At 39.9% G+C, this 13,733-nt stretch carries 11 protein-coding genes and 1 pseudogene; 8 read left to right on the top strand and 4 right to left on the bottom strand.

From position 1 onward, the window contains the following. Together CXY28_RS08035 and CXY28_RS08030 are read left to right on the top strand one after the other, a co-directional pair. Positions 1 to 244, top strand: a 244-nt coding sequence (locus tag CXY28_RS08035; protein ID WP_100980400.1) for a type II toxin-antitoxin system antitoxin, incomplete at its 5' end; no start/stop codon positions are given. Positions 245 to 257: 13 nt separating this feature from the next. Then, positions 258 to 530 carry an HP0892 family type II toxin-antitoxin system mRNA interferase toxin gene (locus tag CXY28_RS08030; RefSeq protein WP_015644160.1) on the top strand — a complete coding sequence of 91 codons (273 nt, stop codon included), beginning with the start codon at positions 258 to 260 and terminating at the stop codon, positions 528 to 530. A 103-nt stretch (positions 531 to 633) separates the two neighbouring features. On the opposite strand, the gene CXY28_RS08025 is transcribed toward CXY28_RS08030, so the two are convergent. Further along, positions 634 to 1,158: an acyl-CoA thioesterase gene (locus tag CXY28_RS08025; protein WP_001135603.1), complete on the bottom strand. Its 525-nt coding sequence runs from the start codon at positions 1,156 to 1,158 to the stop codon at positions 634 to 636. Between the two features lie 139 nt (positions 1,159 to 1,297). On the opposite strand from CXY28_RS08025, the gene CXY28_RS08020 reads away from it, so the two are divergent. From CXY28_RS08020 to CXY28_RS08010, 3 genes are read left to right on the top strand one after another with little or no spacing between them, the layout of a single operon-like run. After that, the gene (locus tag CXY28_RS08020) at positions 1,298 to 2,146 is read left to right on the top strand and encodes an SDR family oxidoreductase (RefSeq protein ID WP_100980398.1); all 849 of its coding nucleotides are present in this window, start codon (positions 1,298 to 1,300) and stop codon (positions 2,144 to 2,146) included. After that, positions 2,139 to 3,119, top strand: coding sequence for a FecCD family ABC transporter permease (locus CXY28_RS08015; RefSeq protein ID WP_000921461.1), 981 nt, complete (start codon positions 2,139 to 2,141; stop codon positions 3,117 to 3,119). Before CXY28_RS08020 ends, CXY28_RS08015 begins: the two co-directional genes overlap by 8 nt. Continuing rightward, entirely contained in the window at positions 3,119 to 3,886 is a 768-nt protein-coding gene (locus CXY28_RS08010; protein ID WP_000242349.1) for an ABC transporter ATP-binding protein, read from the top strand. The genes CXY28_RS08015 and CXY28_RS08010 overlap by 1 nt, the downstream gene beginning before the upstream one ends. 72 nt (positions 3,887 to 3,958) lie before the next feature. Here the strand turns inward: CXY28_RS08010 and CXY28_RS08005 are convergent, their stop codons facing one another. The 3 genes from CXY28_RS08005 to murJ all read right to left on the bottom strand — a co-directional run bounded on the left by CXY28_RS08005 (position 3,959) and on the right by murJ (position 11,023). After that, on the bottom strand, positions 3,959 to 7,942 hold the full coding sequence (locus CXY28_RS08005; RefSeq protein WP_100980396.1) for a vacuolating cytotoxin autotransporter: 3,984 nt from the start codon (positions 7,940 to 7,942) through the stop codon (positions 3,959 to 3,961). 222 nt (positions 7,943 to 8,164) lie between these two features. Next, positions 8,165 to 9,562 carry a cysteine--tRNA ligase gene (gene cysS / locus CXY28_RS08000; protein WP_100980394.1) on the bottom strand — a complete coding sequence of 466 codons (1,398 nt, stop codon included), beginning with the start codon at positions 9,560 to 9,562 and terminating at the stop codon, positions 8,165 to 8,167. Continuing rightward, complete coding sequence (gene murJ / locus CXY28_RS07995; RefSeq protein WP_100980392.1) at positions 9,563 to 11,023, bottom strand: murein biosynthesis integral membrane protein MurJ; 1,461 nt, start codon at positions 11,021 to 11,023, stop codon at positions 9,563 to 9,565. Positions 11,024 to 11,115: 92 nt separating this feature from the next. Here murJ and CXY28_RS07990 point away from each other — a divergent pair, with 92 nt between their 5' ends. The 3 genes and pseudogenes from CXY28_RS07990 to CXY28_RS09085 all read left to right on the top strand — a co-directional run. Further along, positions 11,116 to 12,960, top strand: coding sequence for a hypothetical protein (locus tag CXY28_RS07990; RefSeq protein WP_100980390.1), 1,845 nt, complete (start codon positions 11,116 to 11,118; stop codon positions 12,958 to 12,960). 25 nt (positions 12,961 to 12,985) lie between these two features. Then, positions 12,986 to 13,537, top strand: coding sequence for a Holliday junction branch migration protein RuvA (gene ruvA / locus CXY28_RS07985; RefSeq protein WP_079330085.1), 552 nt, complete (start codon positions 12,986 to 12,988; stop codon positions 13,535 to 13,537). A 33-nt stretch (positions 13,538 to 13,570) separates the two neighbouring features. Beyond that, a pseudogene (locus tag CXY28_RS09085) lies at positions 13,571 to 13,733 on the top strand (DUF3519 domain-containing protein); the annotation flags it as partial.

The raw sequence follows: 13,733 nt of genomic DNA, 5'->3' as shown, positions 1-13,733 counted from the left end.
ACAGCTTTTTAATTTTTTAAATTCTATCAAAACCAAGCAAAAAAGAGCGTTAGAAAAATTGAAAGAAATCCAAACTCAAAAGCAAAGGATTAAAAAAGCGCTCCAATTTAAAGCGCTAAATCTAACCGAAAATGGATACACCATAGAAGAAGAGCGAGAAATCTTAGCAAGGGCTAAGGACACCAAGAACCGCCTTTGTTTTAAAAGCATAGAGGATTTTAAAAAACATTGTGAAAACTTATAAATGAGATTTAAAAATGCTGACGATTGAAACCAGTAAAAAATTTGATAAGGATCTTAAAATTCTTGTTAAAAACGGGTTTGATTTAAAGCTTTTGTATAAAGTGGTTGGAAATTTAGCCACAGAGCAACCCCTAGAACCCAAATACAAAGACCACCCACTCAAAGGCACTTTAAAAGATTTTAGGGAGTGCCACCTAAAACCGGATTTATTGCTTGTCTATCAAATTAAAAAACAAGAAAACACTCTTTTTTTAGTAAGACTGGGCAGTCATAGCGAGTTGTTTTGAACCGCCCACACAATTTATAACGCTTAAACCAATCGCTCAAACCAACTACCCCCCTTTTTTAGGGATAAATTTAGGGCTAAAACACCGCTCACGCTTTTTCGCTTCACACACCCTCGTGTTTCCCGCTTTTCAAATACCCTCGTGTGCGCATTTCCTTGCGCTTCAAAGCCCCTTCATAACGGCGGATTTCAACCTCTGTTTTAGGCTCGTATTTGGGCATGGGGGTGGGTTTGCCATTTTCCACAGCCACCATAGTGAAATAGCATGAATTAGTGTGCGTGATTTCACGAGTTTTAATGTCTTCGCTCAAAACCTTAATCCCCACTTCGCACGAGGTGTTGCCCACATAATTGATGCTGGCTAAAAAAGTGAGCAAATTCCCTACAGGAATGGGGTATTTAAAAGTAACCCCATCCACGCTTAAAGTGACCGTTCCTTTAGCGCAATAACGAGTTGAGCACACATAAGCCACTTTATCCAATAAATTCAATAATTCCCCCCCATGCATGACATTGTTGAAATTAGCGGTTGTAGGCACGACTAAATAGCTCATCAATAATTTAGTGCGATCCGCTGTGTCTATAGTAAAATCAAAATGATTGGAATGCGATGATTGTATTTGAGGCATTGCTTCTCCTTAATTAAAATTGGTGCTAAAAATGTCTTTTGTAAAAAACATTCCAAGAACTATATATTAGTAAAAATTAAGTAATATTAAGTGAATATTAGAGGAATTATAAAAATAATAAGAGAGTTGGCGTTAGATAATGGGCGAGAAAAAAGAAAGCCAAAAGGTGGCAATTATCACTGGGGCGAGTTCTGGGATTGGGTTAGAGTGCGCGTTAATGCTACTAGATCAAGGGTATAAAGTCTATGCGCTCTCTAGGCATGCGACTTTGTGCGTAGCGTTAAACCATGCGTTATGCGAGAGTGTTGATGTTGATGTGAGCGATTCTAACGCTTTAAAAGAAGTGTTTTTAAACATCAGTGCTAAAGAAAATCATTGCGATGTTTTGATCAATTCCGCCGGTTATGGGGTGTTTGGGAGCGTAGAAGACACGCCTATTGAAGAGGTTAAAAAGCAATTTGGCGTGAATTTTTTCGCCCTTTGTGAAGTGGTGCAGTTTTGTTTGCCCTTATTAAAAAACAAGCCCTATTCTAAGATTTTCAATCTTTCTTCCATAGCGGGGCGTGTGAGCATGCTCTTTTTAGGCCATTACAGCGCGAGTAAGCATGCCTTAGAGGCTTATAGCGATGCCTTGCGTTTAGAGCTTAAACCCTTTAACGTTCAAGTGTGTTTGATTGAGCCAGGCCCGGTGAAAAGCAATTGGGAAAAAACCGCTTTTTCAGTTGAGAATTTTGAGAGCGAAGATAGCCTTTATGCGTTAGAAGTGGATGCGGCTAAAACTTTTTACGCGAGCGTGTATCAAAAAGCCCTAAGCCCTAAAGCCGTGGCGCAAAAAATCGTTTTTCTTAGTATGAGTCAAAAAATCAAGGCCCGCTATTTGATCGGTTTAAAAACCCAATTATTGTTGGCGTTGTATAGAATCCTCCCGAGTAGTTGGTATGATTCTTTGTTCAGATTAATCGTTCTTAAAAGGAAGCGTGATGCTTAAAACCTATCATATTGCCTTAGCTTGCGTGATTTTGGCGGTGGTGGTGCTGTTGTTTGGAGGGGAGTCCTTGAGTTTGGAAGAATGGCAAGAAGTGTGCCTTAACGTGAAAAACCACTTTTTGCACAATGAAGAACTGAGCTCTTTAAGTGTTATTATTTTAGAAATACGACTACCACGAGTGATTTTAGCGCTCTTAGTGGGAGCGAGTTTGTCCGGGAGTGGGGTGGTGATGCAAACGATTTTTAGAAACCCCTTAGTTGACCCCTTTTTATTAGGGATTTCTAGCGGGGCGATGCTAGGCGTGGCGATGGCGATAGCGGTAGTGGAGTCTAATATTGCGATTTTGGCGTTTTTTGGGGCGATTTTGGCTAGCCTTGCTGTCTTAGCGATGAATAGGGTTTTGGGTAATTCCGTCCTTTCGTTGGTGCTTTCAGGGGTGGTGTTGAGTGCGTTTTTAAGCGCACTTGCCGGAGCGATAAAATTCTTTGTGATCCCCCAAAAAGCGCAAGCGATTGTCGTGTGGCTTTTAGGGAGCTTGTCTTTAAGCAGTTATAAGGATTGCTTGATCGCTTTCATAGGGCTATCTTTAGGCTTTATCCCGCTTTTTTTGTTAAGGTGGCGCATCAATTTATTGAGTTTGAGCGATGCGCAAAGTTTGAGTTTGGGGATTAATCCCGTGCTGTTGCGATCGCTTTGTTTGGTGTGCGTGAGCGTTGCGAGTGCTTTAGCGGTGAGCGTGTCCGGCACGATTGGCTGGATTGGGTTAGTCATTCCGCATGTGGCTAGGTTGTTTTTTGGGGCGAATTTACAAAAACTGCTTTTAAGCTCTTTGTTAATGGGGGCGTTTTTCTTGCTTTTAGCGGATGTGGTGGCTAAAACCATTACCCCCTATGATTTACCGGTAGGCATTGCGACAAGCGTTTTAGGAGCGCCTTTCTTCTTGTGGCTTTTGTTTAGAACTAGGGGGGTGTGATGGTTTTAGAAGTTAAAAACCTATCCTTTAAATATTCTCAAAAACTCATTTTAGACAAGTTGAGTTTTAGCGTGCCAAAAAACAGCATCACCAGCATTTTAGCGCCTAATGGCTCGGGTAAAACCACGCTTTTAAAATGCCTTTTAGGGCTTTTGAAGCCTTTAGAAGAAACCGAAATTAAAGCGTGCAACAAAGATATTTTACCCTTAAAGCCTTATGAAAAAGCTAAACTAATCGCTTATATCCCCCAAGTGGAATATTATGCGTTTAATTTCAGCGTGTTGGATTTTGTTTTAATGGGGAAGGCGACGCATTTGAATCTATTCGCTATGCCTAAAGCCAAGCACATTAAAGAAGCCACTAGCGTTTTAGAGCGCTTGGATTTAGAGTCCTTAAAAGATCAAGGTATTAATGATTTGTCCGGCGGTCAAAGGCAAATGGTGCTTTTAGCCAGAAGTTTGTTGCAAAGAACGCCTTTATTGTTGCTAGATGAGCCTACGAGTGCTTTAGATTTAAAAAACCAAGCCCTTTTTTTTGATGCGATTAAAGATGAGATGAAAAAACGAGAATTGAGCGTTTTAGTCAATATTCATGATCCGAATTTGGTTGCCAGGCACTCCACGCATGTGGTCATGCTCAAAGATAAAAAACTTTTTTTGCAAGCTTCCACGCCAATCGCTATGACTTCACACAATTTAAGCGCGCTCTATGACACGCCCCTAGAAGCGATCTGGCATGATAACAAACTTGTCGTGTATGCGTTGTAGGGGTTAAATGTTTTGTAAGATTTCAAACCCATGCTTTGAGCATGGGTTTAAGAGCGGTATTTAGATCAGTATTTAGAAGCTATACCTCATTCCTAAATTGGAAGCGAAATGGCCTATATTGGAAATCAAATTGTGCAAATAAACAACGCCCAAATTCAAAAACACTTCTTTAGCTAATTGCAATTCCCCACCCATCATCACTCTCGCATGGGTATTTAAAGGATTGCGAGTAGCATTCACTTTAAAGGTGTTTAAAGACACCGCATTGCTAGAACCAAAGTTAGCGAATTCTTGTAAAACTCCAGCATTCATATAGAAGTATGAAGTGTCCCCATAATAATAGCGCGCTTCCACATTAGCGCTAGCGTTGAATAGATGCTGACTGCTTGCGCCATTTTTTAAAGCCACTTGATTGGCGCTGTTGCTTTTAAAGTTGGTTGAACCTAAATGGTTATAGCTCACGCCCACGCTTGGTTTTAACACTAAAGCGTTCCTAAAAAACGCAAAGTCATAACCATAGCTCGCTCTTGTTGCAGCGCTATAGCCTAAGTAATTATAGCTTTGATTCAAATCTCGCAGTAGAGCGCTTTTGAAATTCAAGCTTGATTGATCACTCCCTAGTGCCCCTTGAGCTTCAAAATCAAATTCATGCTGGTTGGCAAAGAGACGGCTATACACGCCAAAATTAGTGTTATTGGCCCCAGAGTTAAGAGAGTTCGCCTGATTACTAAAAGAGCTATAACCATAGCTTCCAAACCCGCCCACAATGGCTTCTACTTCCCCGTTAAGGTAAGCGTCTACGCCGGCGCTTGTGCCATACAATGAAGCGTTAGAGCCATTATTCAAGCTCGTTCCTCCAATAGCGTTAGCCCAAACATTGGTGGGTTTTTCATATTTAGGGGCAAATTGATACAACACTTCTGCCGCGCTTTCTAAAGAAGCGAATTTTTGGTCTTTTAAAGCTTGTAAGCGTTGGGCGAACGAGTCAATATTGTTGGTGTGCCTCCTGGAGAGATTGACTAAACGAGAATTTAAAATCATCGCATTACTCAAGCTCAAAGTTTGTAAGCCGCTGGTTTTATGCTCTAAACTGGCTATGTTGTTTAAAGTGGTAGTGGCTGTATTCAATTGCTTGGTGATTTCATTAGCGCTTGTAGCATCAATCATGGTTCTGGCATAACCCGCATCATGGCTATCAATCAATAAGGTCTGTAAGAGATCCCTGCCTTGCGCGCCTGAGTTAGCATAAAGCGTGTCAATATCCTTAGAGCGGTTAGCCAATTCAAACACGCTTTCAATGGTGCCAAAATCATGCTGATTGATAGCGACTAAATTAGGAGTGGCACTGTGAGCGAAAGGAGCGTTCTTTATGAGAGCGTAGCTAGCGAAACGCGCATTGTTAGTGGTGTTGGTGGGTAAGTTTGTGGTGTTGCTCTCAGAACTAGTAGGTGCAGAATTGTTGCCTAAATTAACAGCGATTGTGGTGTTGTTAGCCGTTTTATTGATCCCTGTATTTTTCCATGCCTTACCTTCAAGATACTTGTAATTGTCAGGGTTATTCACCATGCTTTGATTGCCGATAGCCATCCCGCATGCTTTAATGTCATTGAGATTGCCTTTTCGCACCACACAAATATCCATGCGGTTATTGTTGTTATAAAGGGCTAGGCGCTCTTTGAATGACTCTTGCAGATTGGTGTTGCTTGCAGAAATATTGTCATAACTAGCGCCTTGCACTCCCACTAAATTATAATCAATGTTTCGCGCTCTCACTAAAACATGTTCTTTATTTTTAGTGAGGTTTTGAGCGTTATTGATCTTAATGAGTGGTTTGTAAAACCCGGTCGCGCTATCCACTAAATTATTAAATATCATGCTTGCTTGATGGCCTGCATTCAAGGTCGCTACACGCCCATCTTGGACAAAAAGATTCATCGTGCCTTGATTGTTAGTGAAATGCCCTTGAATGGTTAAATCCAAATCTTTACCATAATCCATGCTCGCGTTGCTATTTAGGGTTAGGTTATTAAACATAAGCCCTGTTTTGCCGGCAATGTTTCCTGGAGCTCCAAAAAGAATCCTCTTGTTGATTTCAACATCGGTAACATTCCTAGCGTCAAAATAATTCCAAGGGGCATGGTAAATTTCATCTATAACCAATTTTTTACCGCTTTTAAAAGTAACGCCCCCAGAATAGGCCGGGCTATATCCCGTTTGCAAACTAACGACGCCAATGCGAGACTTATCGCCTATATTTTCGCCAAAAATAGTGTATTGCCCAAAACTTTGAACTCGGGTTGTAACCACCAATTCCTTAATGTCAAAGTTTTTAACGTTCACATTAGTGGCAGATGTAGTGAGCTTGTTGATATTGACTTTGTCTGTAACGCCGCTAAAATCCAAAGCGCTAGTGTTTAGCCCGTTATCGCTCTTACTGGCATCAATATTTTTAAAATGAGCGCTATGGCCATTCACTCTTAAATTCGTGGATTTTCCCAGATAAACATTGCCATTAAAATAAGCTGTATGAGCATCCACTCTTAAATTCACCGCTTTTCCTAGATGGATATCGTTATTAAAAGTGGCTGTGGCGTTGTTGGTATCCGCACCAGCCTTAAACTCAAAATTCGCGCTTGATCCTGCCAAAGCATAACCACCCACTTGATTATTCACCATTAAAGACCCATTAACGGTGATATTCCCGGTTAGATTTTCCACTAAAAGGGTGCGCCCGCTCGCTTGATTGGACAGATTGATACCGCCTTTGCCGATATTTAAATGAGCCGCATTGGTGGTAAGAGAAGCTGTATACCCTCCCACTCTAATCGTGCCATCAGCGTTAGTGTTGATGCGGTTGATATTGACCACCGTGTCTTTGGCGCCAGCAAAAGGCCCATCAATGACTTGCGTGGGTTGAATTTCTGTTTTTTGCGTGCTATTTGGGGGGTTAATGACCTGAGTGTTACTATTGTTTTGACTGCTCTCTTGTTTGTCGTTTTTAGCGCTTTCATTTTTGTCGTTTTTAGCACCACTTTGAGAAGGGGTATTATTAGGTTTATCCTTATAGCCGCCTTCTGGGGGGGCAATAATATTTAGCCCCGCGCTTTGCCACAAATCCAATGTGCCAATATGAGTCTTGTTACTAGCAATAATGCCTGCTTGAGCGGCGTTTCTATCGCCCACAGTGAGATGGTTAAAATTCACTTCCCCTGTTACTTTTGAAGTGTTTATCGTGCTGTATGAAGGGGCCAAATACGCTCCCACGTATTGCAAACGGCCCATCCACACATTACCCATTAATTTAACGCTGTTTGAAGCCAAATTGAGCGTGGCGCCATCATAAAGAGAAATTTCTGCGTTTTTATCGCTAGTGATCCCTTCTGAAGCTTGCAAAGTCAAAACCGTAGAGCTAGCTTTCCTCCCGGCTCCAGAACCCACACGATTATTGATTTCTAAAAAATTATCAATTAAGATATTTTTAGCGTTGAAATCCACTCTCGTGGTGCGATCAGCACTATCCTTAAAGCTCGTGAAAGAATTGCCATTGAATTGGCCCAAGCGTAAAGTGGCTTTTTGCATATTGACATCTAAATCCCCACCGGTGTAGTTTCTTAGCCCTGAGAGTTTATAAGTCCCTACAGCGTCTTTCATATCCACTTCAAGCTTATTCCATTGCCCGCCTTTGACCCAATAATGCCTAGCGGCATTCCCCCAATCCCAACCTCCATCAATCTTACTGGATAAAAGGGATTTGTATAAGTCGTATTCCTTGTTAGGGAATTCATTAAAGCCTCTGCCTGCTTGAATGCGCCAAACTTTTTCGGGTTTATCCGGGGTTTTATTGGCTTCTTCGGCTTGTTTGAGCCCCCAGCCAAGAAGCCCTGAGACCGTTCCTACAGCGGTGCCTGTAGCGATACCCCCCACAATGGCTGGAATGATCACGGTTGTGAAAAAGGCGGCATGACTTTGTTGCGGTGTGATGCTGACTAATGCTCCTACTAAAGCGAGAGAAACCAGAGGGCGATTGATTTTGCGGTGTGTTTGTTGTATTTCCATTTCTTTCCTTTCTTTTTGTAAAACGATTTTTGCACAAAGGGTGCGACTTTAGACTAGAAAATTTCTGTTGCATTTACGATTAAGGCTATAAATATATAGTATCTACAACCAGTGTTCAATTTTTATCAAATTAAAGTTGATAGAATATAAATTCACAAGATTAAAAAGCAACATGGCTGAAATTTTTGGCTAGAATGTGTAAAAAGGTAAAATTGGAGGCGTTTAAAAAAACTTCTCCCAGATCGTGCCTTGTGGGGTGTCCATCAAAGCGATTTTTTGTTTCAAAAGCTCTTCTCTGATGCTATCGGCTTTTAAAAAATCTTTTTGCTCTTTGGAGCGTTTTCTTTCTTCTATCTTATTTTCAATTTCTTGTTTTTCGCTTTCACTCACGCCTAATTGGAAATAGGCGCTAGGGTTTTTAAACCCGATGCCAAGCAGTTCTTCTACAAATTTCAAATTCGCTAAAATTTCGCCCTTTAAAGCTTTGTTTTTGGGGTTTTGATCCAGTTTTTCATTAGTGGAAGAAAGCATGCTTTCTAAAACGCTCAACGCTTTAGAAACGTTTAAATCATCTTGCATGCATTCTAAAATTTCTTTTTTAAAGTTTGGATTTATTCCTCCCAAAGTCCCTAAAACGCGCTGTTTTAAACGATAGATTTTATCCAAGCGTTTTTTACTCATTAACAAGTCTTCTTCATTGAAATTCAAAACAGAACGATAATGCACCCCTAGTAAGTAATTACGCAAAATTTCGCCATCATAGTTTTTCAAGGCGTCTTTAATGAAAAAGCTATTCCCTAAACTTTTAGACATTTTTTCATTATTGATATTCACAAAGCCGTTATGCATCCAGTATTTAGCGATCTCCACGCCAAAGGCGCAACGGGTTTGGCACGCTTCATTTTCATGGTGGGGGAATAACAAATCCGCTCCACCTGCATGGATATCAATTTGATAAGGGGTGTTAGCGAGCGCTAAAGTTTCAAAAACCATGCTAGAGCATTCTATATGCCAGCCAGGGCGCCCTTTGCCTAAAGGGCTATCAAAGCCCACATCATTATCCCCCTTATAGCTTTTCCACAACACAAAATCCTGCTCAAGCCGTTTTTCTTGCACCAAACCAATACGGCCAAATTCCATACTGCTATTATGCACGCTCAAAGAGCCGTAATTTTTATCCTTGCTCGTGTCTAAATAAATATCCCCATTAGAGACTCTATAAGCGATATTTTTTTCTAAAAGCGTTTCAATCATGCTTACCATAGCGTCTAAATACTCGCTCGCTTTAGGCTCTAGGCTGGGTTTTTTCACGTTCAAAGCGTTCAAATCCCTCGTGTAAGATTCAATATAAATGCTGCTTAATTCTTGAATGCTTTTGTTTTCTTTTAAGGCTTTGTTGATGATTTTATCGTCAATATCGGTGAAATTCCTTACTAACACCACTTCATAGCCACTCAACTCAAGCGTGCGCCTTAACAAATCAAAAGCAATCGCGCTCCTGGCATGCCCTAAATGAGCGTCATCATACACCGTAGGCCCGCACACATAAATATTCGCCTTTTTTTCAACTAAAGGCTCAAAAGGGACTTTTTGTTTTGATTTGGTATCATAAATAAACATTTAAAAACCTTGAAAATAATAAAATAAATATAAATGTGTAACCCACGATTTGAACGCTAAGAGTAATAAGATTTCCACGCAAGCGAGGAAAAGGATTACAAGCCATGATTTTAAATTCTTGATTATACCCAAGAATGGTTGAAAGCCAAACGCTTTTATCGTTAGAACAAATAAAAACAGCCCGCTCAAACTATTCGCTAACGCTAAACCCAAAACCCCTAACAAAGGCATTAAACTCAAAGAAGCCGCTAAACCTAAAAAAAGCGAAATTAAAGAGATTTTAGCCGCTTTTTTTTGCTCTAATTTCGCATAAAGCCACAAAGAAAAGAGTTTAGTTAGCCCAAAAGGGAGCAAGCCTAAAAGATAGAGCGAAAAGACTTGCGAAGTGATTAAAGTGTCTTTAGGGCTAAATTGCCCCCTTTCAAATAAAAGCTCGGTGATTTCTTTGCTTAACATTATCCCCCCAATGCTGCAAAGAAGCAAAACCCCCACCAAAAAAAACCACGCCTTTTGCAAGCGCTGTAAGATTAAATCCTGCTGATTGTTTTTAATGGCGATCGCAATGCTAGGGAAAAGGGCTGTGGATATGGCTATGGCAAATAAGGCTAAAGGGAGCTGGAAAACTCTATTAGCGTAATACAAATAAGACACGCTCCCGCTCGCTAAAAAAGAGGCGATTGTGGTGTCTAAAAAAGAAGCGATCTGAGCGCTAGAATTGCCTAAGACGCTGGGGAGGAATTGCTTGAAAAACCCTTTCAGATCCTTTTTAGCCCTTTTAGAGCGGTATTCTTTTTTGAGCGCGTTTTTAGTTTTAAAGCTCAACAGCCCCTTAAATAATAAATTCAATAAGCCCAATTTCACTAAAGGATAAAAATGCAATAAAATTTGAGCCACGCCCCCTAAAAGCACGCCGTAACTCAAATAATACAACGCTTCCAAATGCGTTTTTTCTTTAGAAATCAAAAGGGCTGAAATCATGCATAAATTGAGCAAGCTTGCGCTATAAGCGCTGGCAAAAAAGCTGTGTTTGTATTGTAAAAGCGCGCCTAAAAAAGTGGTAATAAACACCAATAAAAGATACCAAAAATTGATCGCTACAATAGGGGCGCATCGTTTGATTGTTTCTTCATCAAAGCCGTAAGCGAGAAGTTTGGTCAGCCATAAGGGGTTTAATGCTACTAGTAAGCACCATACCAATAAAACGCCACCAAAAATAAGCCCCACCAAACTCGCAAAGCTCCCTTTAATGGAACTCCGTATGAAGCTCGGTAAAAAGCTTTGTGAAAAAGAGCCCTCCGCAAAAATACGCCTGAACAAATTAGGCAATTTGAAAGCCACAAAGAAAATATCGCTATACACCCCAGCCCCTAGAATATTAGCCATCATCAAATCCCGTAAAAAGCCAAAAATCCTAGAGCATAAAATCCCTAAGCTGTTGGTTAAAAATATTTTTTTTAGCATACTAGTTGTATTTATTACCTAATTTTCAGTGTTTTTTTGTTAGCATATTTCTTTTTTCAAATTCTTATATTATACCATTTAAGGATTAAAAAATGAGCTTGGAGCGTTTTGCCCCTATAAAAGTTGAGCGGTGCAAAGACATTCAAAAAGAATTAAAAAAAGTAGCCGCTGAAAATAAATTACAAACAGAAGATCTATGGTTTGAGATTTTAAAAACTTCTATTTTTATCAAAAACAGCGCTAAAGACGATTTTAGCGAGGCTTTTGGTGGGGAATTGCAACAATTAGAAGAAGATGAATACTATGAAAAAAAAGAGCTAACCCTTTATCAAACCCATGACATTAAAATCAAATCAAACGCTTATAAGCGCTTTTTTGAAGTGGAGGTGGATGAAAATTTGAGTAAAATAGAAATCGTTTTAGACGAGTGTTTTATTGTCCTAGACACTGAAGAGCATTACCAAGAAATGTTTGCGTATATTAAAGAGCGTTTAGCCTTTCAAGGCGTGGTGTTTCGCCACTTTCCACAAATGTATGAAAATTTAAAAACAGAATTAAGAAAATATAAAAAAGAAGCCCAAAATAAGCGCTTTATTTTATACGCTTCTTTAACCTTTATCCCTAATACAGAAGAACAATCCCATTTTTTATTAGAAGAAGAATACCTTCCAACGCATACCATTTTTTTAAGCGATCAAGAAGAATCGTTGGTTAAAGAAAATTACTATATCGCTAAAGAAAATCAAAAAGTCGCTTGCGTGAATTGCCCCAAACAAGGCAGAGACGGCCGTAACCTTAAAGGCCTTTATATTGAATTGCCTAAAGTTGCTCATTCGCCCACCCCCATAGGGCATGACAAAAACGCTTTTGAAGAAAGAGAAGAAAATAACGCTTTAGTGTATTACTCCAAAGCCTTACAAGGGGTTAAAATGGAAAAAGGGCGTTTGGTTTCTAAGCAAAATTTTATTTTTAAAAACGGGATCAAATCCATTGAAGTGCCTAATCTTTTAGGGGGAGTGGAAAGCGGGCTAGTTTTAGAAATTCAGGCTAAAGACGAATTGAGCGATGCGATTGATTCTAACCTCATTTTAGAAGCGAGCGTAATTAACATTAAGGGCAATGTGGGTAAGAATGTGATCTTAGTGGCCAAAGAAATCACTATAGAGGGGCAAATCCACCCTGAAAGCTATGTCTATGCCAATAAAGCGCGCATCACTAATCATAAGGGCGTGTGCTACGCTAAAGAGTTTGAGTGCAAGTATTTAGAGCGCGCTAAGGTGTATGCCAATAGCGTTAAAGTGGAAGCGAGCGCGGGGAGTGTGGTCTATGCGAAAGAAATCGCTTTAGAAAAGCTCAAAAGCGATAACAAGCTGTATTTTTCCAAGCAATGTTTGATTGATGAGGTGGATGGCAATGGCAACCGCTTTATTTTTTACGCTTTTGGGGGGCGAGAAAACCAAGAAGAATTGAAGATCGCTAAACAAAAACTCAATGCGTTAGGGTTAAAATCTAAAAAAATCATCGCTCAGCACCAGTCCTTAAACCACTTGGTCAAAAACAATCAAACGATTATGGAAAAGCTTAAAAACGCCACTGAAGAAATCAAACGCTCTTTAATGCAACAAGAAAGCGTGAAAGACGCTTATAGCGAGTTTATGTTTGCTTTAAAGCGTTTGAAAATCTTAAAAGCTCAAATGCTAGAATTGCAAAAAATCAATAACGAATGTTACGCTAAGCTCATTAGTATAGAAAACAGCTTCCAGCATGCAAGCATTACGACTAAAAACCCTTTCAAGCAAGAAAATATCGTGATTTATCATCGCAATTACCCTAAAGTGAGCAACTTAAGCGCCATGTTAAGCCATAATGAAAGCGTGAATGTGATCTATGAAGATCATAAAATCAAAAAAATCCCTAAAAGCACGATAAAAGGCTAAAGCAAGAAATAAAAAAGGGATAAAAATGATAGTGGGTTTGATAGGGGTTGTGGAAAAAATCTCTGCTTTAGAAGTGCATATAGAAGTGCAAGGGGTTGTTTATGGGGTGCAAGTTTCTATGCGAACGGCTGCTTTGCTTCAAGCGGGCCAAAAAGCGCGTTTGAAAATCTTACAAGTGATCAAAGAAGACGCGCATCTTTTATACGGGTTTTTAGAAGAGAGTGAAAAAATCCTTTTTGAAAGGCTTTTGAAAATCAATGGGGTAGGGGGGCGTATCGCTTTAGCCATTCTTTCAAGCTTTTCGCCGAATGAATTTGAAAACATTATCGCTACCAAAGAAGTCAAAAGACTCCAGCAAGTCCCAGGCATTGGCAAAAAGCTCGCTGATAAGATCATGGTGGATTTGATTGGCTTTTTCATTCAAGATGAAAACAGACCCGCACGCAATGAAGTCTTTTTAGCCCTAGAGAGTTTGGGCTTTAAAAGCACTGAAATCAACCAAGTCTTAAAAACCCTAAAACCCAATCTCAGCATAGAAGCAGCGATTAAAGAAGCCTTACAACAACTGCGCTCTTAAAAAAGGTTTTTAGTATTCCATCATTAAAAACCTAGCAAGCAGTTAGAACTAAGTGCGCAAAAATCACACTTTAGCAACAACACGCTTAAAATCATTGAAGAGCTTACTAACGGCGTTAAAAGCGCGAGCGAAGAGATCAAATCTAAAGCGACCAAATACGAAAAAGCCTTACAAGAACTACAAAATATTGATGAAA

The organism is Helicobacter pylori (genome assembly GCF_002832345.1).
Taxonomy (GTDB): Bacteria; Campylobacterota; Campylobacteria; order Campylobacterales; family Helicobacteraceae; genus Helicobacter; species Helicobacter pylori_CP.
The sequence above is the reverse complement of the archived record's forward strand: the minus strand, read 5'-3'. Positions and strand labels throughout refer to the sequence as shown.